The sequence below is a fragment of the Arthrobacter nitrophenolicus genome, from assembly GCF_045833485.1.
GTDB lineage: Bacteria > Actinomycetota > Actinomycetes > Actinomycetales > Micrococcaceae > Arthrobacter > Arthrobacter nitrophenolicus.
Map to the genome: position 1 here is coordinate 1,025,726 of NZ_CP174504.1, position 20,166 is coordinate 1,045,891.

At 67.6% G+C, this 20,166-nt stretch carries 23 protein-coding genes; 11 read left to right on the forward strand and 12 right to left on the reverse strand.

The annotated features are described in order from the left end of the window. Nucleotides 1-48: 48 nt before the first annotated feature. The 3 genes from ACJJV6_RS04795 to ACJJV6_RS04805 all read right to left on the reverse strand — a co-directional run bounded on the left by ACJJV6_RS04795 (nt 49) and on the right by ACJJV6_RS04805 (nt 1,359). Complete coding sequence (locus tag ACJJV6_RS04795; protein WP_009358509.1) at nt 49-426, reverse strand: hypothetical protein; 378 nt, start codon at nt 424-426, stop codon at nt 49-51. 76 nt (nt 427-502) lie between these two features. Beyond that, nucleotides 503-925 (reverse strand): J domain-containing protein, encoded by a 423-nt coding sequence (locus ACJJV6_RS04800; protein ID WP_009358510.1) that lies wholly within the window; start codon nt 923-925, stop codon nt 503-505. A gap of 8 nt (nt 926-933) precedes the next feature. After that, nucleotides 934-1,359 carry an Hsp20/alpha crystallin family protein gene (locus ACJJV6_RS04805; RefSeq protein ID WP_009358511.1) on the reverse strand — a complete coding sequence of 142 codons (426 nt, stop codon included), beginning with the start codon at nt 1,357-1,359 and terminating at the stop codon, nt 934-936. Between the two features lie 140 nt (nt 1,360-1,499). Between ACJJV6_RS04805 and ACJJV6_RS04810 the strand changes: the two genes are divergently transcribed. Next, nucleotides 1,500-1,817, forward strand: a complete 318-nt coding sequence (locus ACJJV6_RS04810; RefSeq protein WP_009358512.1) for a MerR family transcriptional regulator — start codon at nt 1,500-1,502, stop codon at nt 1,815-1,817. 10 nt (nt 1,818-1,827) lie between these two features. Here the strand turns inward: ACJJV6_RS04810 and ACJJV6_RS04815 are convergent, their stop codons facing one another. Then, a complete protein-coding gene (locus tag ACJJV6_RS04815; protein ID WP_009358513.1) occupies nt 1,828-2,631 on the reverse strand; it encodes a phosphatase PAP2 family protein in 804 nt (267 codons plus the stop codon). Nucleotides 2,632-2,769: 138 nt separating this feature from the next. On the opposite strand from ACJJV6_RS04815, the gene ACJJV6_RS04820 reads away from it, so the two are divergent. Further along, entirely contained in the window at nt 2,770-3,882 is a 1,113-nt protein-coding gene (locus ACJJV6_RS04820) for a DNA alkylation repair protein (protein ID WP_354176994.1), read from the forward strand. A gap of 22 nt (nt 3,883-3,904) precedes the next feature. Here ACJJV6_RS04820 and ACJJV6_RS04825 read toward each other — a convergent pair whose 3' ends face one another. The 3 genes from ACJJV6_RS04825 to ACJJV6_RS04835 all read right to left on the reverse strand — a co-directional run bounded on the left by ACJJV6_RS04825 (nt 3,905) and on the right by ACJJV6_RS04835 (nt 7,427). Further along, nucleotides 3,905-5,716 (reverse strand): S8 family serine peptidase, encoded by a 1,812-nt coding sequence (locus tag ACJJV6_RS04825; RefSeq protein WP_009358515.1) that lies wholly within the window; start codon nt 5,714-5,716, stop codon nt 3,905-3,907. 240 nt (nt 5,717-5,956) lie between these two features. After that, nucleotides 5,957-6,805, reverse strand: a complete 849-nt coding sequence (locus tag ACJJV6_RS04830) for an NAD(P)-dependent oxidoreductase (protein WP_009358516.1) — start codon at nt 6,803-6,805, stop codon at nt 5,957-5,959. Between the two features lie 34 nt (nt 6,806-6,839). Beyond that, nucleotides 6,840-7,427: an adenylate kinase gene (locus ACJJV6_RS04835; RefSeq protein ID WP_009358517.1), complete on the reverse strand. Its 588-nt coding sequence runs from the start codon at nt 7,425-7,427 to the stop codon at nt 6,840-6,842. A 290-nt stretch (nt 7,428-7,717) separates the two neighbouring features. Between ACJJV6_RS04835 and ACJJV6_RS04840 the strand changes: the two genes are divergently transcribed. From ACJJV6_RS04840 to ACJJV6_RS04870, 7 genes are all read left to right on the forward strand, one after another. Then, nucleotides 7,718-8,461 (forward strand): GAF and ANTAR domain-containing protein, encoded by a 744-nt coding sequence (locus ACJJV6_RS04840; RefSeq protein WP_009358518.1) that lies wholly within the window; start codon nt 7,718-7,720, stop codon nt 8,459-8,461. 64 nt (nt 8,462-8,525) lie between these two features. After that, a complete protein-coding gene (locus tag ACJJV6_RS04845; protein WP_009358519.1) occupies nt 8,526-8,915 on the forward strand; it encodes a response regulator transcription factor in 390 nt (129 codons plus the stop codon). Between the two features lie 40 nt (nt 8,916-8,955). Further along, nucleotides 8,956-9,930, forward strand: coding sequence for a phosphodiester glycosidase family protein (locus ACJJV6_RS04850; protein ID WP_009358520.1), 975 nt, complete (start codon nt 8,956-8,958; stop codon nt 9,928-9,930). 8 nt (nt 9,931-9,938) lie between these two features. Then, nucleotides 9,939-11,093 (forward strand): bifunctional glycosyltransferase family 2/GtrA family protein, encoded by a 1,155-nt coding sequence (locus ACJJV6_RS04855; RefSeq protein ID WP_009358521.1) that lies wholly within the window; start codon nt 9,939-9,941, stop codon nt 11,091-11,093. Between the two features lie 76 nt (nt 11,094-11,169). Further along, the gene (locus ACJJV6_RS04860) at nt 11,170-11,883 is read left to right on the forward strand and encodes a DUF4956 domain-containing protein (RefSeq protein ID WP_354176999.1); all 714 of its coding nucleotides are present in this window, start codon (nt 11,170-11,172) and stop codon (nt 11,881-11,883) included. Further along, entirely contained in the window at nt 11,880-12,665 is a 786-nt protein-coding gene (locus ACJJV6_RS04865) for a polyphosphate polymerase domain-containing protein (protein ID WP_009358333.1), read from the forward strand. The genes ACJJV6_RS04860 and ACJJV6_RS04865 overlap by 4 nt, the downstream gene beginning before the upstream one ends. Before the next feature lie 64 nt (nt 12,666-12,729). Continuing rightward, nucleotides 12,730-14,316, forward strand: coding sequence for a carbohydrate-binding domain-containing protein (locus ACJJV6_RS04870; protein WP_009358334.1), 1,587 nt, complete (start codon nt 12,730-12,732; stop codon nt 14,314-14,316). Nucleotides 14,317-14,428: 112 nt separating this feature from the next. Here the strand turns inward: ACJJV6_RS04870 and ACJJV6_RS04875 are convergent, their stop codons facing one another. The 5 genes from ACJJV6_RS04875 to ACJJV6_RS04895 form a co-directional block, all read right to left on the reverse strand. Next, the gene (locus ACJJV6_RS04875) at nt 14,429-15,265 is read right to left on the reverse strand and encodes an alpha/beta fold hydrolase (RefSeq protein WP_407710072.1); all 837 of its coding nucleotides are present in this window, start codon (nt 15,263-15,265) and stop codon (nt 14,429-14,431) included. A 102-nt stretch (nt 15,266-15,367) separates the two neighbouring features. Further along, entirely contained in the window at nt 15,368-15,565 is a 198-nt protein-coding gene (locus ACJJV6_RS04880) for a hypothetical protein (RefSeq protein WP_009358335.1), read from the reverse strand. 185 nt (nt 15,566-15,750) lie between these two features. Beyond that, nucleotides 15,751-16,941, reverse strand: coding sequence for an acyl-CoA desaturase (locus tag ACJJV6_RS04885; RefSeq protein ID WP_009358336.1), 1,191 nt, complete (start codon nt 16,939-16,941; stop codon nt 15,751-15,753). A gap of 12 nt (nt 16,942-16,953) precedes the next feature. Beyond that, complete coding sequence (locus tag ACJJV6_RS04890; protein ID WP_009358337.1) at nt 16,954-18,051, reverse strand: ferredoxin reductase; 1,098 nt, start codon at nt 18,049-18,051, stop codon at nt 16,954-16,956. A 215-nt stretch (nt 18,052-18,266) separates the two neighbouring features. After that, nucleotides 18,267-19,310: an LLM class flavin-dependent oxidoreductase gene (locus ACJJV6_RS04895; protein WP_035752983.1), complete on the reverse strand. Its 1,044-nt coding sequence runs from the start codon at nt 19,308-19,310 to the stop codon at nt 18,267-18,269. A 55-nt stretch (nt 19,311-19,365) separates the two neighbouring features. Here ACJJV6_RS04895 and ACJJV6_RS04900 point away from each other — a divergent pair, with 55 nt between their 5' ends. Beyond that, complete coding sequence (locus ACJJV6_RS04900; RefSeq protein WP_035752985.1) at nt 19,366-19,725, forward strand: YnfA family protein; 360 nt, start codon at nt 19,366-19,368, stop codon at nt 19,723-19,725. Between the two features lie 33 nt (nt 19,726-19,758). Continuing rightward, the gene (locus ACJJV6_RS04905) at nt 19,759-20,163 is read left to right on the forward strand and encodes a YidH family protein (RefSeq protein WP_009358340.1); all 405 of its coding nucleotides are present in this window, start codon (nt 19,759-19,761) and stop codon (nt 20,161-20,163) included. Nucleotides 20,164-20,166 lie beyond the last annotated feature (3 nt).

Consider the following 20,166-nt stretch of genomic DNA (forward strand, 5'->3'; position numbering starts at 1 on the left):
TCAGGATGGCACAGCCAAGGTCCCCTGACGAGCCGGGATATGGGTGGGTCACTGCGAGCCGAACAGGAACTCCTTGGCGTGCGCCACGGCCTTGCGGAACGCGTCGTTGCGGAGGGTCACCAGGTGCTCCGTTTCACCGTCCGCGGGTTCCAGGTAGGCGGTATAGCCCGGGCGCAGGACCCAGATGTCCCCGGAAGGCGGCAGGTAGAACACGCCAAAGGACCGTTGCTGCTTTTCATCGCCCGTCCACACCGGCACCACAGCAAGTGCCGCACCCGTTGCCGGGTTGATCCATTGCGCCCGGGGCAGGGGCTCCTCGTGCGCTTCCGGGTCGAGGAATGGTGCCGTCCCAACACCCCACCGCTGCTCAAAGCGTTCATGGAATGCCGGAATCAGGTGTGAATCGTAGCGCCGCCAATCGCTCATGCAGATCTCCGCCTCCTTGCGGGTTTCCTTGCTGTTTTCATTGGGAATACTCCAAACACTCGCTGCACGCCGTTTGCTAGGACCAGGGCCCGCTTTCCCAGCGCACGGGGGTGACCCTGATGGCCGGTCCGGAGGCTCCGCCGCGGGCGGGCACTTTCCGCACGGGAATTACCCTCGGACGGGAGGCCGCCTGCTGTTTGTCGTAGGCGGCGCGGCGCTGCGGATCGCGCAGGACGCTGAAGGCCTGCATGATCCGCAGCAGTTCACCTTCCGGGTCAGTAGCGCCCTCCATGTCGGGATGGTGGCTGCGCATCAGGGCCCGGTAGGCCCGGGAAATGTCCTGCTGGCTGGCCTCCGGCCGGACGTGCAGGGTGGCGTAGTAATCGGGGGTGTCAGTCATCGTGGCCTCCGCACCGGCGGCGCCTGGGCCGGAAGGCCGGCGCCGCCGTTCGGACAGGAACATCGCTGCCAGGGCGGCGCCGTGCGCGTGCCCTGCCATGCGGGGAGCTAGGTTGAGATCTGCTGCTTCTGGCCCTGCTGCGTCTCAATCTCGATCTTGCGCGGCTTTGCCTGTTCGGCGACGGGTATCCGCAGGGTCAGGACACCCTGGTCGTAGCTTGCCTTGATGTTGTCCGTGTTCAGCGTGTCGCCCAGGATCAGCTGGCGGCTGAACACACCGCGCGGACGCTCGGCAGCGACCAGTTCGACGTTCGGCTGTGTGGGGTCCTTGCGCTCGGCCCGGACGGTGAGGACGTTGCGTTCAACATTGAGGTCCAGCGAGTCAACATTGACGCCCGGAAGGTCAAATGCCACCACGAATTCACCGGCTTCCTGCCAGGCGTCCATGGGCATGGCAGCCGGGCGGGCGGCGGTTCCAAAGACCTGCTGCGTGAGCCGGTCCAGCTCGCGGAACGGGTCCGTACGCATCAACATCATTTTTCCCACTCCTTCAGCTTGTAGGTGTTGGATCGGTTCCGTATCCATCCGCCGATCTATGGTGGTGGATATAGATTTTTTATAGCACCCGTGGGAAACTGAGGCAATACCGCCGGACGACGATTTTTGGAGGCACGATGGCAGACGGAGCAGGACGGGCGCCGCGCCCAGCCAGCGGGCGCGCGCTCTACGCCATTTCGGTTGCAGCCAAGCTGGCGGGGACGGGCCAGCAGAACATCCGGTTGTATGAGACCAAGGGCTTGCTGACCCCGTCCCGGACGGCGGGTGGCACCCGCCAGTACAGCGACGACGACATCGCCGTGCTGCTAAGGATTGGCGAACTCCTGGAACAGGGGCTGAACCTCGCAGGCGTGGCCAAGGTGCTGGAACTGGAGGCGGCCAACGTGAAGCTGCACCGCGCCCTGAAACGGGCGAGGTCCCGGCCGCCTGCGTGAAAAACGCAGGCTAGTCCCGCGGCGTCTCCGCCTTGGACAGCTCCCCGGTGATCCGCTCCCCCGGAACCCGCGCGGTCCGCCAGGTGTCCACGGCAATCACGCCGCCCAGGATGATGAGCGAGAGGGAGACCGAGGCGAGCGCGTCGCTGAGCCAGTGGTAGCCCAGGTACAGCCGGCTCAGCGCCGCAAGGAAAATGCCGAAGCCCGCCCCCACAAAGCCCCACACCGCGGCGCGGGTGTTTTTCCGCCGGGAGAAGATCAGGAAGGCGCCCACCAGCAGGAAGTCGCAGGCCCCCAGGACGTGCCCGGAGGGGAACGAGAACGTGTGGTCGATGCCGAAGAGCATCTGGTCCACGGGAGGCCGCGAGCGCCGCACGATCTGGAGGATGATCTGCGAGATGATGACGCCCGTCAGCATCGCGGAGGCCAGCAGGATGGGCCGCCAGGCATGCTTGGCCGCGAAGCCCCAGGCCACCACCACGACCAGGAGGATGATGGGCAGCGCTATGGGGCCGAAAACCACGGCAAGGAAAATCATGATGGCGGTGAGGGTGTTGGACCTCAGGCCGAGCAGCCAGTCACGGACGGGGCCGTCCGCCGCGGAGAGCCCGTCCGCCTGCAGCACGCTGATGAGGGTGGCCGCAAAGAGCGCCACGCCGGCCACCACCAGGATGACTGACGCCCGGTAGAGGCCCCGCCGGTCGGCAGGGTCGAGGTAGCGTTCCTCCACCACGAACTTGTCGTGGAAGTACCGCCACTTCCCCACATGCTTCCCGGTTCCCGACCCCGATGATTCGTGCTGCCCCACTGTCATACCCGTCCCTAGGTGCGAAATTGCTTAGGGTGAAGATTATCCCGCCTGCCGGACATTGGTGCCGCTTCCGGAGGAATCTTCCGTCCGGCCGGGTTGCGCGGGTCCTGGATCGTCGTACCCCCGCGCTAGCCTGACTGCATGGGTGCCATGAACGAGCTGATCAACGCCGGCAGCGTAAGAACCCTTACCCGGATCCTGGGGCAAACGGCCCCGGCGATCCGGTGGGACCGGACAGCCGCTGCCGCGTCGGGACTGGACCGTCTGGTCCTGCGCGCCCGTACCGACCTGCTGGCCGGGGCCCTCGTGGCTGACATCGCCGGCAGCCCCTCCCCCGGCTATGCGACGGCGGCGCGAAGCTTCCGTGCGGCCCTGCAGGTTCCGGAGTTCACCGGCTGGTTCGTCTGGCCGGTGTCCGAGGCGGCTGTCACTCTTGCCCTGGACTCCGGAGCTGCGGGGGATTTCGACGACTGCCTGGCGCTCATGGCGGCACTCACGCCCAGGCTCACCAGCGAGTTCGCTGTCCGCCGGCTCCTCGCACGCGACCCTGAACGGGCCCTGGCAGCAGCCCGGGAGTGGGCAGACAGCGCGGATGAACACGTCCGGCGCCTGGCGAGCGAGGGCACCCGCCCCTACCTGCCGTGGGCTGTCCGCGTGCCCTCCCTTATCCAGCGGCCGCAGGCCACCATCCCCATCCTCGACGCCCTTTACCGGGACCCATCGGAGTATGTGCGCCGCTCGGTGGCCAACCACCTGAACGATCTCGCCCGGCATGCCCCGGACCCGGTAGTGGACACGGCGCGGCGCTGGCTCACCGCGCCGGACGCCAACACGGCCCGGCTGGTCCGGCACGGCCTGCGGACGCTGGTCAAGAAGGGACATCCTGACGCGCTGGCACTGCTCGGCTTCACACCCGGGCAGGTGGACGTCAGCGGCCCGAGCCTGGACCGGAACGTTCTCACCCTGCCGGACGAGCTGGCGTTCACGTTCGCCGTCACCAACACCGGAAACGGGGACGTGCGCCTCGCCCTGGACTACCGGGTGCATTACCGCAAAGCCAACGGCCGCGAGTCCGCCAAGGTCTTCAAGATCTCCACCGTGACCCTTGGCCCGGGGGAGAGCCGGAGCGTGACCAAGCGCCATGCCTTCCGGCAGATGACCACCAGGGTGCACTATCCGGGTGTCCATGCGCTGGAGCTGCAGGTCAATGGCGTGGCCCAGGGCAGGACGGAGTTCCTCGTCGAGCTGCCTTAGCTGCTGCCCTGGCTCGAACCGCTTAGAAGGAGCCGGTGGTGAACTGCCAGGTGCGGGTGGCCAGCTGGTTCCCGGCGAGGTCGCGGACCGCGGTCCCGCCGCCGGTGACCGTCACGGTGTACTTGGTTTTGGCAGCCAGCGCCTGCTGCGGGTCCAGGATCCACTGGTTGGTGGTGCCGTTCCGGAAAACGGTGGCCGGTACCACGTCTCCGGTGGCGGAGTTCTTCACCGTGAAGGTGGTGCCGTTGACGCCCTGGACCGCCTCACTGAAGCTCACGCTGATGTTGTTGCCGCGCCGCACCAGCAGCTTGTTGCTGGTTGGGATGGTGCCGGTGACCACCGGGGCGGGCCCGGTCAGGAAGGTCCAGCTGCTGGAGGCCAGCGGGGTTCCGGCTGCATCCCGGATGGCGGCCGAACCGCCCACCAGCGACGCCGTATACACGGTATCGGCGGCGAGGCTGGCCGAGGGGTCAAGGGTGGCGGTCCGGGTGGTCGCGTTATAGGTGACGGTGGCCGGAACGCTGCTGCCGGCCGCGTTCTTGAGCACGAAGGTGGCCGCGGAGACGCCCTGCACTGCAGTGCTGAAGGTGGCCGTCACGTTGGTGCCGGTCCCCACCGAGGTGGCGTTCGCGCCGGGAGCCACGGCCGTGACGGTGGGCGCAGGAGCCGGGGCGGGCGCGGGTGCAGCAGCTACGGCCCCGGCGTACAGCAGCCGGTTGGGGGTTCCGCTGGTGGCACCGCTGATGACGCCGGCGGTCGCGTTGGACACGAGTGACCCGGCTACCTGCGCCGGGGTGAGGGCCGGGTTCTGCGAGAGCAGCACGGCGGCAGCGCCCGCGGCGTGGGGCGCGGCCATGGACGTACCGGACATGGAGGCCGTTGCCGTGGCGGAGGTGTAGTACGTGGAGGTGATGCCCACGCCGGGGGCGTACAGGTCCACGCAGGAGCCGTAGTTGGAGAAGGACGCCTGCCGGTCTGCCGAATCGCTGGCAGCCACGGTGACGGCCGCGGGGACCCGGGCGGGAGAACTGCCGCACGCGTCCACGGCGGAGTTGCCGGCGGCAACCACTGCGGAGACACCGTCGTTCATCACAGCCTGGATGGCCGTGTCCACCGCCGTGCTGGCAGCGCCGCCCAGGCTGAGGTTGGCCACCGCCGGCACGCCTGCCGGATGGTGGGCCGCGATCCAGTCCAGTCCGGCCACCACGTCCGAGTTGTAGCCGGAACCCTTGCAGTCGAGTACCCGGACGGGCACCACGGTGGCCGCCTTGGCCACGCCGTAGGTGGATCCGGCCACGGTCCCGGCCACATGTGTGCCGTGGCCGTTGCAGTCGCCGGAGCCCAGGCCGTCAGCAACCGCGGTCCAGCCCGCCGCCACCCGGCCGCCGAAGTCGGCGTGCGAGGCCAGGACCCCGGTGTCCACCACGTAGGCGGTCACACCGGCCCCGGCAGCGGTCCACGAGTAGGAGCCGGACAGCGGCAGGCTGCGCTGGTCCACGCGGTCAAGGCCCCACGGCGAGGGCTGCTGGGTGCCTGAGATGCTGACGGGGGCGTCCGCCTCCACCGACAGGACGCGGCCGGAGCGGCCCAGCGCCTCGGCCTGGGCGGGGTTGGCCGTGATCACTGCGCCGCGGAGCGCGTTCTTGAAGGTGCGGCCGACGCCGAGCCCCTGCCCGCGCAGGTTTGCCGCCTCGGCTTCCACATCGGCATTCGCAGCGAACTGGACGATGTAGCGGCCCGCAGTGCCCGCGTCCTCTTTCGGTGCCGCTGCGGCAGGGACGGACGTGGCGGTCAGGGCGACGGCTGAGACCAGTGCTGCGGCTGCGGGCAGCACAAAAGATGGGGTGCGAATTTTGGGGTCCTTCGTGGTGGCGTTGGGGGTGCGGAGGCGGGGGAACCACCGCTGTTACCACCAGAATAGGAGCCCAAATGTGCCCGCCGGAGGGTCTTTGCAGGATCCTGCGGGAACCCTTGGACATTCCTGCGCGCGCATTCCTGCGGGCGCCGGGTTTTCCGCCGCCGGCCCCTGCCCTCGACCCTGCCTTGGACCCCTCCCGGTACCGTGCCCGCCGGGCTACGGCCGGTGGTCCCGCCAGCTGTGAACAGGTTCGAACCCCAGGAGCCGCCTGGCCTTGTCGATGGACAGCATGGTTTCGTGCTCGGCCAGTTCCTTGGTCACCTTGACCGCCGGGAAGACCTCGGCGGCGAGGCTGGCACTCGACCGGTCCATGACCGTGTCCGCGTTGGCGATGATGAAGGCCTCGAACCCGGGCCTGCCGTTCTCCAGGGCCCGTGCCACCGCCTGGGCCCCGTCCCGGCCGTCGATGTAGCCCCAGAGGTTCCACTTCCGCAGCATTGCATCGGCGTCGAAGGACGGGAACCGGGCATAGTCCTCCACGTCCATGACGTTGGAGAAGCGCAGGCCCACGATGCTCAGTTCCGGATCCCACCGCGTCAGCTCCACGGCCATCTGCTCCTCGAGGTGCTTGACCAGGGAGTAGGTGCTTTCCGGCCGGGCAGGGTATTCCTCGTCCACCGGGATGTAGGGCGGGTCGACGTCGAATGGCAGTCCCAGCACCGTCTCGCTGGAGGCGTACACCACTTTCTTGATGCCCGCGCGCCGGGCCGCCTGGAAGACGTTGTAGGTGGAGAGCATGTTGTTCTCGAACGTAGCCGCGTCCGGAAGGATGCCCGGCGCCGGGATGGCACCCAGGTGGACCACGGCGTCGAAGCCGCTGTGCCTGTCGTCCACGCCCAGCAGCGCATCCACCACCTGGCCGTAGTTGCGCAGGTCCACCACCAGCAGCCCGGGGCTCCGTGCCCCGTCCCGGTCCAGGTTGAGGACCTGGTGTCCGTCATCGGTGAGCCGGCGCACCACGTGCCGGCCGAGTTTTCCGCTTCCGCCGGTAACGGCAATTCTCATCAGGATGTCCTTCGGTTGGTTGTCCGCACCGGAATCAGGCGCGGGGTGTGGCAAGGAACTTTTCGACGGCGGCGATCGCCAGCGCGGTGATGTCGGCCGGGTCGCCGCTGCCGTCCACCGGCACCAGGATCCCCCGGCCCGCATAGACCGAGACCACCTCGTGGGTCTCGGTGTGGTAGAGGTCGAGCCGGCGGCGGAACACGTCCACGGTGTCATCCGTGCGCCCCTGTTCCTCAGCGCGCCGGCGCATCCGCTGCTCGAGTTCGGCGTCCGGTGCCCTTAGCTCGATGACGGCGTCCAGGGCGAGTCCCCGGGAGGCGAGCAGGTTGTCCAGTTCCACCACCTGGGGTGCGGTGCGCGGGTAGCCGTCCAGCAGGAAGCCGGACTGGACGTCGCTATCCAGCAGCCGGTCCTTCACCAGGGCGTTGGTGAGGTGGTCCGGGACGAAGTCGCCGCCGTCGAGGTATCTGGCCGCCTGGGTGCCCAGGTCCGTCTCCCTGCTCACGTTGCTCCGGAAGATATCCCCGGTGGAGACCGCAGGGACGCCGAAGTGCCGGGCCAGGTGTTCGGCCTGGGTTCCCTTGCCCGAGCCGGGCGGACCGATGATGAGCAGTCTGGTCATGTTCGTGTCCCTTCCAGGGAAGCTGGCGCGGGCCTCCGGCCTGCCGCCGGGGCGCCGGCACCTGCTTCATTCTGCCGGGAACACCGGCAGTGCGCCAGAGTGGCGCGTTCCGGCGCGGATGAATGTGACGTCAGGCCTGACGCCGGGATGTATATACTCGGACATATCGGTTTAGCAGCAGGCCGTTGGACAGTTCATCTATCCAGCGACCTCCACCGGTTCCCCGCCTCTCCAGCGGCCCGTGTGTGTTGCCGGGTTGTTTGACCTGAGCGAATGGCACCAGAAAAACCGTGGCCAGCGAGTCAACAGCAAAAACCGATACATCCATTACAGAGCACCTGCATGAGCTGGTCCTGAACAGCTCGGACGTCGAGGATTTCCTCACCGAACTGGCGCAGGTGTCTGCCCGCAATCTTTCCGAGCCAGGCGACGAAATGCTGTGCGCCATCACCCTGCTCCGGCAGCGCAAGGCCGCCACCGTGGCCAGCAGCAGCCCGGAGGCAAAGGCCCTTGGCCTCCTTGAGCACCAGTTCGCAGAAGCTCCCAACCTGACTGCCTCCACCACCCGGGAGACCGTGCACGTTCCGGATCTCGGGGCGGACGGGCGGTGGCCCGAGTACTCCGCCGCCATGGCCGCGGAGGGGGTCCGTTCCGTCGTGGCGCTGCCGTTCCACCTGGAAGGCGAAACCAAGGCTGCCCTGCTGCTCTATTCGCGCAGGCCCAACCGCTTTGATGGCCGGGTCCTCGAATTCGCCGAGGATTTCGTTAGCCAGACGTCACTCGCGCTGCGCCTGGCCGTGCGTTTCGCGCATTACAGCGAAACGGCAGCCAACCTGCGCGCCACGCTGGAATCCCGCACCGTGATCGACATGGCCGTGGGCATCATCATGGCGCAGAACCGCTGCAGCCAGCATGACGCCTTTGAGATCCTCAAGACGGCGTCCAGCACCCGCAACTCGAAGCTGCACGACGTGGCGGCCGCCGTCGTCAACGCTTTGGGCCAGGGCCCGGCGCGCACACATTACGACGGCTAGTCATTGCCTCCGCAAAGCGCCCCGGCGCAGGTAGAATTAGGCCAACTTTTGCCGGGGGGCTGCGATGGAAAATAAAAGGGTCTGCCTTGTCGTCGAAGACGACAAGGACATCCGTGGACTGATCACCGTGATTCTCTCGCGCGCCGGATTCGAGGTGCAGGTGGTCTCGACCGGGGAAGAGGCAATCGCCGCGGCCGGGGATCCCGCCATTGCGCTGGTCACCCTGGACGTTGGCCTGCCGGACATGGACGGGCACGTGGTGGCGCGCGCCATCCGCGAGCTCAGCAAGGCCCCTTTGCTGTTCCTGACGGCCCGGTCCGAGAACGACGACCTGCTGGCCGGGATGGCTTCCGGTGCCGCGGCGTACCTCACCAAACCCTTCCGGCCCACCGAGCTCCGGGACCTGGCACTGCAGCTGTCCCCCGCCCCCGTTTCACAGGCCCCGCACATATAGGGCAAACCCTGCTGCTAACTTGGCTGCCTAGAAATGGGGCATGACCCAGCAGCAGAAAACTTCCCGTAAACCCGGCCGCGTCCGGCGCGCCGTCATCGCAGGCGCGGTGGCCCTCACCCTCTCCGCCGGCGGTGCCACCGCCTGGGCACTGGACAGGTTCGTCATCCAGCACGTGGAAATCTCCGACGTCTCCGCGTACCAGGCAAGCCAGTCCGGCACCACCACGTCCGCCGTCCAGGCAGGAACCTCCACCTCCGCCGCCGTCACCACGGACACCACCTACTCCTCCGAGTCCTCGGACATCACCATCTCCACGGTGACCACCGGCAGCGGCGACAGCACCGTCACCTACTACGTGGCCGACGTCGTCCTGGGCGACGCCACCACCCTCCAGTCCGCCTTCGCCAACGACAGCTTCGGCGAAAACATCACCGAAACCACCTCCGCCATCGCCGAGGCAAACAACGCCATCTTCGCCATCAACGGCGACTACTACGGTTTCCGCGATACCGGCATCGTGATCCGCAACGGCGTGGTGTTCCGCGATGAGGGCGCCCGCCAGGGACTGGCCTTCTACCGCGACGGCACGGTCAAGGTCTACGACGAAACCACCACCACCGCCGAGCAACTGGTGGCGGACGGCGTCTGGAACACCCTCTCCTTCGGCCCGTCCCTGCTGGACAACGGCGAGGTGGCCGAGGGTATCGAGGACGTGGAGGTGGACACCAACTTCGGCAACCACTCCATCCAGGGCGAACAGCCGCGCACCGCGGTGGGCGTCATCGACGAAAACCACCTGGTGTTCGTGGTGGTGGACGGCCGCAGTCCGGGCTACAGCGCCGGCGTCACCATGACCGGACTCGCGGAAATCATGCAGGACCTGGGCGCCACCACCGCGTACAACATCGACGGCGGCGGCTCGTCCACCATGTACTTCAACGGCGGGCTGGTGAACAACCCGCTGGGCCAGAACAAGGAGCGCGGCACCTCCGACATCCTCTACATCGCAGGGTAGGCCCGGCCATGATCATCCTGATCCCGGCCTACCAGCCAGGCCAGCAGCTGCCGGAGCTCATCCGGGCCCTCCGCGCCGCCGAGCCGCGCGCCGCCGTCGTGGTGGTTGATGACGGCAGCGGCCCGGCGTACAAGGACGTGTTCGACGGCGTCCGCGCACTGGGGTGCCACGTCATCAGTTACGCCCGCAACAGGGGCAAGGGCTTCGCGCTCAAGGCCGGGTTCGGCTTCATCGAGGACAACGTTCCCGGGCAGGACGTGGTGTGCGCTGACAGCGACGGGCAGCACACGCCGTCGGACATCCTTAAGGTGGCCGCCGCCGTCGAAGCGAACACCACCCGTGCGAACCCCACGGAGGACGGCAGCGGGGACGGCAGCCGGCACTTCCGCGGCACGGCCACCATGGTGCTGGGCAGCCGGGCATTCACCGGGAATGTCCCGCCACGAAGCCGGATCGGCAACACCGCCACCCGGCTGCTGTTCACCCTCGCCACCGGCGAGCGCATCCCGGACACCCAGACCGGGCTCCGCGGCTACCCGGCGGCAATGCTGCCGTGGCTGCGCTCGGTCCGCGGCGACCGCTACGAGTACGAACTCAACCTGCTGCTGCAGGCACCGCAGGCCGGCTATTCGATCTCATCCGTGGACATCACCACGGTGTACCTGGACCGCAACTCCGGCTCGCATTTCCGGCCGGTCGTGGATTCCGTCCGGATTTACGCCCCGCTGCTCAAATTCCTGGCCTCGTCCTTTACTGCGTTCCTGGTGGACACGGTGGTGTTCATGCTGCTGACCGTGATCGTCGATTCCCTGCTGCTGGCCGTGCTCGGCGCCCGGGCGGTCAGCTCAGCGGTGAACTTCCTGGTCAACCGGAACATGGTATTTGAGCACGGCCGGGACAGGCCGGCCACCAGCGCCGGGCTGCGCTACTTCGGCCTGGCGGCAGTGCTGCTGGCCGCCAGCTTCAGCCTTATCTGGGCGCTTGAGGCTGTTGCCGTGCCCGCCCTTCCCGCCAAGATCCTGGCGGAAATCGCGCTCTTGGCGGCCAGTTTCACCATCCAGCAGCGGTACCTCTTTTCCCGGAAAACACTCCGGAATCCAGTCCCAAAGGCCGTGCCCGTGACCTCGGGCGAAGCCCCGGCCGGCACTCATATATCCGGCTAGGTTCCGTCACAGCACATGCACAGTTTGGGCGGGCATCGTAACTACCAGTCCACCAAGAACACCCCGGAGACCTCCCATGAATTCACTTGTTTTTATCCTTGCCGACCTCGCCGCCATCAGCATCCTCACCTTCGCCCTGTACCTGCGCCGGCACCGCCGCCGCGACCTTGTGGTCTCCTACCTGGGCATGAACGTGGGCGTCCTGGCCGTTGCCACGGCGCTGTCCGGCTCCGCCGCAGGACTCGGCCTGGGGCTCGGCCTCTTCGGGGTCCTGTCCATCATCCGGCTCCGCTCCACCGAACTGGCGCAGCATGAGGTGGCCTACTACTTCTCGGCCCTGGCCCTCGGCCTGATCGCCGGGCTGGGCATCGAGCCGCTGTGGCTGACGGGCTCGCTGATGGCCCTGATCCTGCTGGTGATGTTCGTCGGCGACCACCCCAGGGTCCTGCCGGCCCACCGCCACCAGACGGTGGTCCTGGACCGCGCCATCGCCGAAGACGGCGAATTGTACGCCCGGCTCGAGGAAGTCCTGCACGGCAAGGTCCATTCGGCCACCATCTCCGAACTGGACCTGGTCAATGACAAGACCATCGTGGACGTCCGCTACGCCTACTCCCCCGCCGTCTTCCCGGCGCCGGCTGTCCCGGCCAGCATTTCAGCCATCACGACGGCGGCGCCCGCCCCGGCGGCGCCCGCACCGTCATTCGACGCACCGGCGGCTGCCCCCGCGCCGGCCCATGCCCCCGCACACGCCCAAGCCCCCGCACACGCCCAGGCAGGTGCGGCATGAGCACCAAGGCAACGGCCGCCGTCGGCAACCTCCACCTCCTGCCGGCCATTGGACTGGAGGAGCTCAACAGCGAGGCCGCCCTCCAGACCCGGGTGGACCGCAAATACGTTGTCCCCACCCGCCTGGCCCGTGAACTGCTGGCCACTGCCGGCACCGGGATGAGGGTCCTGGAGATGGAGGGATCCCGCAGTTTCGCCTACGACTCCGTCTACTTCGACACCGCCACCCTGGACAGCTACCTGCTGGCAGCCCACGGCCGGCGCCGCAGGTACAAGATCCGCACCCGGACCTACGTGGACAGTGCCATGAGCTTCCTGGAAGTCAAGACCGAAGGCGCCCGGGAAGCGACCGTCAAGGAACGGATCCCGTACCAGCTCGAAGACCGCTCCCGGCTCACCGCAGAAGGCCTGGAGTATGTCCGGGAAACACTGGCCGCGGCCGTAGGGTCAGTCCCGGCAGGTGCGCTGGAGCCGGTCATCGAAACCCGCTACCACCGCACCACGCTGTACCTGCCGGAATCCGGCAGCCGGGCAACGGTCGATACCGGCGTCACCTGGCAGTGCCCCGGCGAACCGGCCTGGGTCCTGGCCGACGCCGTCATCCTCGAAACGAAGTCGGGCTCCACGGCCGGCCCCCTGGACCGGCACCTTTGGGCCAACGGCGTCAGGCCCTCCCGGATCTCCAAATTCGCCACCGGGATGGCGGCCCTCCGGCCGGGCCTCCCCGCCAACCGCTGGCACCGGACGCTCTGCCGCACCATGGCGCTCCGGCCCGCACCCTGATCCCTGAAACCCTGAGCCCCGCCACACTTCCCCCTGTTCCTCCACCATTCCAAAGGACACTTCCATGAAAAGCCTCCGCTCCTACCTTTCCGTCGCCGCCCTCACCCTCGCCGTCGGCCTCGCCGGCTGCTCCGTGGCTGGCAGCACCTCCACCGGTGTTTCCGCTGTCAGCGCCACCGGCACCTCCTCCGCCGCCACCGGGACAACACAGGCGGTATCGCTGGACACCCTCGCCGCGGACACCCACTACGACGCCGACGACCTCACCTGGGACGCCGCCGCCGAGGTTGCCGTGACCCTCGCCGACGGTGCCAGCTCCGTCGCGTCGGGCTCCCCGGACGCGGTGACGGTCGACGGCGATACAGTCACCATCAGCGCCGCCGGCACCTACCGGCTCAGCGGCTCCCTGGCGGACGGGCAGATCGTGGTGGCCGCCGCCGAGGAGGACACGGTCCGGATCATCCTCGACGGCGCCAGCGTCACCAGCTTCACGGGCTCACCCTTCGTGGTGCAGAGCGCAGACGAAGCCATCGTCTACCTGGCGGACGGGACCAGCAGCTCGCTCACGGACGCAGCAACCTACGCCGACCAGGGAACGGACGCCCCGAATGCCGCCCTGTATTCCATGGCCGACCTCACCATCGCGGGCACGGGCACCCTCACCGTGGACGGCAACTACAACGACGGCATCTCGTCCAAGGACGGCCTGGTCCTGGCAGACGGAACTGTCACCGTGGACGCCGCGGACGACGGCATCGTGGGCAAGGACTACGCGGTGCTGCTGGACGGCGCGTACCAGGTCAGCGTGGCGGGCGACGGCTTCAAGTCCGACAACGAGGAGGACGAGGGCCGCGGCTGGGTGCTGGTCAACGGCGGCACCCTCAGTGTTTCCGCCGGTGACGACGGCATCAAGGCCTACAACACCCTCACCATCGCCGCGGGCAACACCACCGTGGAGGAGTCCGAGGAGGGCCTGGAGGCGCAGCACATCGTCATGGCCGGCGGAACCGCCTCCGTCACGGCCAACGACGACGGCGTGAACGCCTCGGGCGGCAGCACAACCACCGCGTCGGGCCAGGGAGCGGGCGGCGGCATGGGCGGGGGCAGCATGGAGGTGGGCGACTACACCGTGGAGGTGACCGGCGGGCTGCTGACCATCAACTCACAGGGCGACGGGCTGGACTCCAACGGGAACGCCAGCATCTCCGGCGGCACCGTTGTTGTCAACGGCCCCACGAACAACGGCAACGGGGCGTTGGACGTGAACGGCGAACTCGCTGTTACCGGCGGAACTGTTGCCGCGGCCGGCAGCGCCGGCATGGTGGTCACCCCGGGCGAATCATCCACCCAGTCGGGCGTCCAAGTGACGCTGGGGTCCTCGGTTCCGGCCGGCACGGTCATCCAGGTGGCAGACCCGTCCGGCACCGTGGTGGCTGCCTTCGTGACCACCAAGGCGACGGCGTCGCTGGTGTTTTCCTCCGCCGCGATCACTGCCGGGGAAGGGTACACCGTCTACACCGGCGGCACCGCCACCGTGAGTGCGGGCATCGGCGAGGGGTCCCTGGACGGCGCCACGGAACAGGGCACCGTCACGGCCGGCGAATACACTGCCGAGCAGGGCCCGGGCGGAGGCAGCGGCCCCCGCTGGTAAACCCCCCGCCGGTACACCCGCACGAACGTTGCTCTATCAGATTTGGCTCCTAAAACCTGGGTTTAGGAGCGTTATCTGATAGAGCATCCGTGCCGCCGGTGGCGCTTGAACCCTATTTGGCGAGGAAGTTGAGCAGTGCTTCGTTCACCTCGGCGTCATGGGTCCAGAGCAGGCCGTGCGGGGCTCCCTCGATCTCCACGTACTCCGCGCTGGGCAGAGCCTTCGCGAACAGCCGGCCGGTGGAGTCAATGGGGAGGATCTTGTCCGCGGTGCCGTGCAGGATGAGCGCGGGAACGTCGATCTTGGGGATGTCCGCCCGGAAGTCCGTGAGCCAGGTGGGCTGGGCGGCAACGGATGCGGTGGCACCCGCGCCGGCGGCAAGGTTCCAGCTCGCGTTGACGGCTTCCTGGCTGAGCCGGGGGGTGCCAAGGAAGGTGTCGGAGTTGTAGAAGTTCTTGAAGAACCCGGTAAAGAAGGCGTAGCGGTCCGCCGTCACCGCTTCCATCAGGCCGTCGAAGACTTCCTGCGGGACGCCGTCCGGGTTGTCGTCGGTCTTGAGCAGGAACGGCTGCAGGGATCCGAGGAAGGCGGCGCGGGCCACGCGGGCGGAACCGTAGGTGCCCAGGTAGCGCGCCACCTCGCCGGTGCCCATGGAGAAGCCCACCAGCACCACGTCGTTCAGGTCCAGCGTGGTCAGCAGCCCGTTGAGGTCGGCAGCGAAGGTGTCGTAGTCGTAGCCTTCGGTGGGCTTGCTTGACTTGCCGAAGCCGCGGCGGTCATACGTGATGACCCGGTAACCGGCGTCCAGCAGCGCCGCTGTCTGCTTTTCCCAGGACGAGCCGTCCAGGGGGTAGCCGTGGATCAGCACAACTGGCTGGCCCGAGCCGTGGTCCTCGTAGTAAAGCTCGATGTCGGTGCTGTTCTCGGTCCCAACGGTGATGAAAGCCATAACGGGCAGATTCCTTTCGAGGCTGGTCGGAGCGGGCACCGTTGTGCGGCGCCCGCGCACTCCCTACTCTAGGGCCGCGGATGGCGTTCGGCGCCGAACCTGCTACTGCGATGGCTGGGGCAGTTCACAGGAGATTTGCGGGTTGACCCCCATGTAGTTCAAGGGCCCGGCCACGATGGTGACGAGCACGGTTCCCGCCTCGGCACAGTTATCCGGTGCTCCGCTGAAGTAGCCGCGCTGCCATGCGGCCACGCCGCCGATGAGCAGCCAGATGACAAGAAGTGCTCCCAAGAACCGCATGATTCCTCCGTAGGCCGCGGCGGCTGTGGGATCAATTATGCGCGCCTGCCCGGGAGGTTGGAGAGCGTCGGCCGAAGACATGCAGGAAGTGGGAGAGCGTCGGTGGTGGGACAAAAAACCTCCGGTTCCGGGTGGTCCCGGAACCGGAGGTTCCTTCAGTGCGCGTTGGACAGGCGGCGCGGTGGTTAGGCCGTGGCCGTCTTGCCCGGCAGTGCCAGCTTGAAGACCTTGGCCCAGGAGGATCCCACCTGCTTGATCAGCGGCCCGGTGGTGTACTTGAGCCCGTAGCGCTGGCAGATTTCGCGGACGCGCGGGGCCACCTCGGCGTAGCGGCTGGAGGGCAGGTCCGGGAACAGGTGGTGCTCGATCTGGTGCGACAGGTTGCCGGTCATGATGTGCATGAACTTCGAGCCCGAGATGTTGGCCGAGCCGATCATCTGGCGGACGTACCAGTCGCCGCGGGTTTCGCCTTCCACCATTTCCTCAGTGAAGGTGTCCGTGCCTTCGGGGAAGTGGCCGCAGAAGATTACCGCGTGCGCCCAGACGTTGCGGATCGCGTTGGCCGCGATGGTGCCGTAGAGGGCCTGCTTGCCGGAGCCGGTCAGCATGGCCACGGCGGGGGTGGCGGCGTAGTCCTTGGTGAACTGCGTGACCACCTTCTTGCCCAAAGCCTTGAGGTCCTTGAGCAGGGCCTCCTTGGACTTCGTGCCTTCCTTGTACTCGGTCAGTTCGAGGTCGTAGATGGCGATGCCCCACTCGAAGAGAGGCGCCAGGATGGCGTTGAACAGCGGGTTGGCCAGGTTGACGGGCTTCCACGGCTGCTGTTCGTCCATGCGCAGGAGGTTGTATCCGACGTCGTTGTCCTTGCCCACCACGTTGGTCCAGCGGTGGTGCAGGTCGTTGTGCGTGTGCTGCCAGGAGCGCGAAGGCGTGACGAAGTCCCACTCCCAGGTGGTGGAGTGGATGTCCGGATCGCGCATCCAGTCCCACTGGCCGTGCAGGACGTTGTGCCCGATCTCCATGTTCTCCAGGATCTTGGCCAGGCTCAGCAGCGTGGTTCCGGTAACCCAGGCGGCCTTGTTCTTGCTGACCAGCAGCGCTGCGCGGCCGGAGATCTCCAGTCCGCGCTGGATCTTGATCATCCGGCGGATGTAGGCCGCGTCCTCGGCGCCGCGCTTGGCCAGGATCTCGTCGCGGATGGCGTCGAGTTCACGGCCCAGCTCCGCCACCTGCTCGTCGCTCAGGTGCGCCGCTGCAGGCGGCCGGACGGTGGGGCTGCCGGACTCAGCCAGCTTTCCGGGGCGCGTCCTGGACCCGCCGGCGGCGCTGCCTTTGGTGGATGCGGGAGTGGTTTTGCTGGGTGAGATTACAGACATACCTGGTGCTCCTCAGAGTTCGAGGTTGACGGGTCCGGCGGCTGCCGAGACACACGTTTGGATCAGTTGGCCGGGTTCGCCGTGGACTTCCCCGGTGCGGAGGTCGCGGACCTGGCCGGCCCGGAGCGGGGTGAGGCAGCTGTGGCAGATGCCCATCCGGCAGCCGCTGGGCATCAGGATTCCGGCGTCCTCGCCCACGTCCAGGAGGGGGGTGTCGCCGTCGGCTTCCACTTCCCGGTCGGACGTTTCGAAGGTGACCACGCCGCCGTCGTGCCCCACGCCGAGGTTGAAGGTGGTATTGAACCGTTCGATCATCAGGTTGCCGGTGGTACCGGCCACCGCTACCTCGGAGCCGGGGGCCGCCGTGGTGAGCGCGGCACGCTTCCAAAGGGCCTCGGCGTCGTCCAGGAAGCTGTCCGGACCACAGGCGTAGGCTGCGCGTTCCTTCCAGTCCGGGCAGAGCTCGTCCAGCTGGTCTGTGCTGGTCAGGTCCATGCGGCCCTGCTCACCGGTAAACCAGTGGGCAAGCCGGAAGTTGGGGAACTGGTCTGCGAGCTCGGCGAGCTCCTCACGGAACAGGCTGTCGCCGGGAGTCTTGGCCGAGTGGACCAGCACGACGTCGGCATCCGGGCGCCGCGGCACAAGCGTGCGGATCATGGACATCACCGGAGTGATGCCGCTGCCCGCCGTGACCATCAGCAGGGGCCGGGGGTGCTCCGGGAGAACGAAGTCGCCCTGCGGGGGTGCCAGGAAGAGGACATCGCCGGGACGGGTGGTGCGCACCAGCGTGCCGGACACGGCACCGACATCCGTGACGGTGATGGCCGGATCCTTGCCCGCCGGGGCGCTCAGGGAATAGGAGCGCCAGTGCCGGACGCCGTCGAGTTCGACGCCGATGCGGGCCCACTGGCCTGCGAGGTGCGAGTGCCAGCCGCGCCCGGGCCGGAAGAAGATGGTGGCAGACTGCGCAGTTTCCTGCACCACGCGCGTGACCACGCCGCGCAGCTGGCGGGCGGAGTACACCGGGTTGAACAACGCAAGGATGTCCTCGGGCGCCAGTGGCGTGGTGAGTACTGAGGCCGCCTGGGCCAGCTGTCGTAGCCGGATCATGCGATTAAGCCTAGAGCGGCGCGAGCCATATTTCTCTCTCTCCGTCATATGACCGTTCCGCAGTCACGCTGTAAATGGGCGCTAAGCCCCCAAGCCGCACTTTAAGAGTAACGGCTGGCGTCCATGGATGGTTCCATCGCAACTCAGTAAGCATGCTTAGTGTATAACCAGAAGAGCCACCCGGGCACAAGTTTCTTCCGAGCGGGTGCGGAGTTTTACGGCCGGTCAGGAGCGGGAGGGGCCCATCCCAGCGCCGGGGCTATATGCCTGGCCACGTTGCCTAAAAGTTTGGCGTTGAACTCCACTCCCAGCTGGTTGGGGACCGTCAGCAGCAGGGTGTCCGCCGCCTGGACGGCTGAATCGGCAGCCAGCGCTTCTGCCAACTGGTCGGGTTCGCCCACATAGCTCTTGCCGAACCTGGCGGTGAGCCCATCGATGATCCCCACCTGGTCCCGGCTGTCCCGCAAGGCGCTCCCCGCGAAGTAGCGGCTGTCCTCGGCATCCACGATGGGCAGCACGCTGCGGCTGACGGAGATCCGGGGTTCGCGCCGGTGGCCGGCCGCGGCCCAGGCGTCCCGGAAGAGCCGAATCTGCTCGGCCTGCAGTTCGTGGAACGGAACGCCGGTGTCCTCCGTCAGCAGGGTGGAACTCATCAGGTTCATGCCCTGCTCGGCAGCCCAGACGGCGGTCTTGCGGCTCCCTGCTCCCCACCAGATGCGTTCGGCGAGGCCGGGCGACTGGGGCTGGACCGGCAACAACCCGGTGGCACCCCCGGCGTACCGCGGATCAGCCTCGGCCACGCCGGCGCCGCTGACCGCCTTCCGGAAAAGGGCCGTGTGGCGCCGGGCCATATCGGCGTCGGTCTCACCCGGTTCCGGCAAATAGCCGAAGGCTGACGCGCCCTGCCGGGCCGGCTCGGGTGAACCTCGGCTGATGCCGAGCTGAAGCCGGCCGCCGCTGATCAGGTCGGCGGCTGCTGCCTCTTCGGCCATGTAGAGGGGGTTTTCGTAGCGCATGTCGATCACCCCGGTGCCGATTTCGATCCGGCTGGTACGCGCCGCGATGGCGGATAGCAGTGGGAATGGGGAGGCCTGCTGACGGGCGAAGTGGTGGACACGGAAGTACGCGCCGTCCACACCAAGCTCCTCCGCGGCGACGGCCAGCTCGATGCCCTGGAGCAGCGCCTCACCGGCGGTCCGGGTGCGGGAGCCCTGGCCGGGACCCCAGTGGCCGAATGACAAGAATCCAATGCGCTCCATACCTGTCCCCAACCTCCGGGACCCCGGCGGCATTCCCGGCTGGCATGATGGCTGCGTGGGTACTCCTGACGCGACATTAACTATCGGCAAGACTGTCCTGCTGTTCACCCCGGCAGCTGCGGCGGAGATTGGCGGCGCCTGGCTTGTGTGGCAATCCGTGCGTGAGGGCAAGGACTGGTGGTGGGCAGGGCTGGGCGTCATCGCCCTGGGCGCCTACGGCTTTGTGGCAACCCTGCAGCCGGACGCCCACTTTGGCCGGATCCTGGCAGCCTACGGTGGCGTGTTCGTTGCCGGTTCGCTCGCCTGGGGCATGATCTTCGACGGTTTCCGGCCGGACCGCTGGGACGTCGCAGGTTCCCTCATCTGCCTGCTGGGCGTGGCCGTGATCATGTTCGCGCCGCGGAGCGGCAGTTAAAGGAGGTCCGGCCGCACCGCCTAAACTGGCACCGTGACCAACTCGCAGCCAGCATCCAGCGAACCTTCACCGCCGTCGCGCGGAAGGATCGCCGAGCGGCTGCTGCCGGGCGGGGAAGAGCCGGACCCCCGGTTCACCCTCGCCAACGAGCGCACCTTCCTCGCCTGGATCCGCACATCCCTGGCGCTGCTGGCGGGCGGCATCGCCATCGAGGCGTTCACCGCCGACCTGTTCCTGGAGCCGGTCCGCAAGGGCCTGGCCATTGTGCTGCTACTGCTCGGCATGCTGCTCAGCGCCGGGGCGGCGGTACGTTGGCTCCGGGTGGAACGCAGCATGCGCAACAAGGCACCCCTGCCGCTGCCCCTCATTGTGCCGCTGCTTGCGGCGGCAGGCGCCCTGGCGGCCGCCGTCGTGCTTGTCTTCATCCTCTGGCGCTGACGG

Excerpts from the sequence above, each read along its gene's own strand:
- ACJJV6_RS04795 (WP_009358509.1), bottom strand. The coding sequence starts at position 426 with ATGAGCGATTGGCGGCGCTACGATTCACACCTGATTCCGGCATTCCAT.
- ACJJV6_RS04800 (WP_009358510.1), bottom strand. The coding sequence starts at position 925 with ATGGCAGGGCACGCGCACGGCGCCGCCCTGGCAGCGATGTTCCTGTCC.
- ACJJV6_RS04805 (WP_009358511.1), bottom strand. The coding sequence starts at position 1,359 with ATGTTGATGCGTACGGACCCGTTCCGCGAGCTGGACCGGCTCACGCAG.
- ACJJV6_RS04810 (WP_009358512.1), top strand. The coding sequence starts at position 1,500 with ATGGCAGACGGAGCAGGACGGGCGCCGCGCCCAGCCAGCGGGCGCGCG.
- ACJJV6_RS04815 (WP_009358513.1), bottom strand. The coding sequence starts at position 2,631 with ATGACAGTGGGGCAGCACGAATCATCGGGGTCGGGAACCGGGAAGCAT.
- ACJJV6_RS04820 (WP_354176994.1), top strand. The coding sequence starts at position 2,770 with ATGGGTGCCATGAACGAGCTGATCAACGCCGGCAGCGTAAGAACCCTT.
- ACJJV6_RS04830 (WP_009358516.1), bottom strand. The coding sequence starts at position 6,805 with ATGAGAATTGCCGTTACCGGCGGAAGCGGAAAACTCGGCCGGCACGTG.
- ACJJV6_RS04835 (WP_009358517.1), bottom strand. The coding sequence starts at position 7,427 with ATGACCAGACTGCTCATCATCGGTCCGCCCGGCTCGGGCAAGGGAACC.
- ACJJV6_RS04845 (WP_009358519.1), top strand. The coding sequence starts at position 8,526 with ATGGAAAATAAAAGGGTCTGCCTTGTCGTCGAAGACGACAAGGACATC.
- ACJJV6_RS04850 (WP_009358520.1), top strand. The coding sequence starts at position 8,956 with ATGACCCAGCAGCAGAAAACTTCCCGTAAACCCGGCCGCGTCCGGCGC.
- ACJJV6_RS04855 (WP_009358521.1), top strand. The coding sequence starts at position 9,939 with ATGATCATCCTGATCCCGGCCTACCAGCCAGGCCAGCAGCTGCCGGAG.
- ACJJV6_RS04860 (WP_354176999.1), top strand. The coding sequence starts at position 11,170 with ATGAATTCACTTGTTTTTATCCTTGCCGACCTCGCCGCCATCAGCATC.
- ACJJV6_RS04865 (WP_009358333.1), top strand. The coding sequence starts at position 11,880 with ATGAGCACCAAGGCAACGGCCGCCGTCGGCAACCTCCACCTCCTGCCG.
- ACJJV6_RS04870 (WP_009358334.1), top strand. The coding sequence starts at position 12,730 with ATGAAAAGCCTCCGCTCCTACCTTTCCGTCGCCGCCCTCACCCTCGCC.
- ACJJV6_RS04875 (WP_407710072.1), bottom strand. The coding sequence starts at position 15,265 with ATGGCTTTCATCACCGTTGGGACCGAGAACAGCACCGACATCGAGCTT.
- ACJJV6_RS04880 (WP_009358335.1), bottom strand. The coding sequence starts at position 15,565 with ATGCGGTTCTTGGGAGCACTTCTTGTCATCTGGCTGCTCATCGGCGGC.
- ACJJV6_RS04885 (WP_009358336.1), bottom strand. The coding sequence starts at position 16,941 with ATGTCTGTAATCTCACCCAGCAAAACCACTCCCGCATCCACCAAAGGC.
- ACJJV6_RS04890 (WP_009358337.1), bottom strand. The coding sequence starts at position 18,051 with ATGATCCGGCTACGACAGCTGGCCCAGGCGGCCTCAGTACTCACCACG.
- ACJJV6_RS04895 (WP_035752983.1), bottom strand. The coding sequence starts at position 19,310 with ATGGAGCGCATTGGATTCTTGTCATTCGGCCACTGGGGTCCCGGCCAG.